This is a genomic window from Aminobacter sp. P4_D5 (assembly GCF_056401815.1).
On sequence record NZ_JBFUIP010001371.1, the window covers coordinates 1 to 523 of the forward strand.

1 protein-coding gene is annotated in these 523 nt (G+C 65.2%); it reads left to right on the forward strand.

Annotated elements, in window-relative coordinates; translation table 11 throughout:
• Positions 1-185 precede the first annotated feature (185 nt).
• A partial coding sequence (locus AC1DWF_RS38470; protein ID WP_476843650.1) for an SDR family NAD(P)-dependent oxidoreductase occupies positions 186-523 on the forward strand: 338 nt, incomplete at its 3' end.

Genomic DNA, 523 nt, shown 5'->3' on the forward strand with positions numbered 1-523 from the left:
CTACGAGGTCAAGGCGATGAGCGCGGGCTTCACCTTCGTGAACCCGAACGAGAAGGGTCGCTGCGGCTGCGGCGAATCCTTCCACGTCTGACGGCATGACTTTGTCCGGCTAACCCCGGCTTCACGCCTTCGCCTCCCCGGCCTAACCTCCCGACCGACCAATCGGTAGAGGAGGAATCGCCGCAATGATGCTCAAGGACAAAGTCGCCGTCGTCACCGGAGCTGGTGGCGGAATCGGGCGCGAGATCGCCATCGCCATGGCCGAGGCCGGCGCCAAGGTGGTCATCAACGACATCGGCGCGTCGCTGGGCGGCGAGGGATTCTCCACCACGCCGGCCGAGCAGACCAAGGCCATCATCGAGCAGAAGGGCGGCCAGGCCGTCATCAGCACCGAGAGCGTGGCGGAGTGGGACAAGGCCAAGGCCATCATCCAGACCGCGATCGACGCCTTCGGCCGCATTGACATCGTCGTGAACAACGCGGGCATCCTGCGCGACCAGATCTTCCACCGCATGACGCCGGA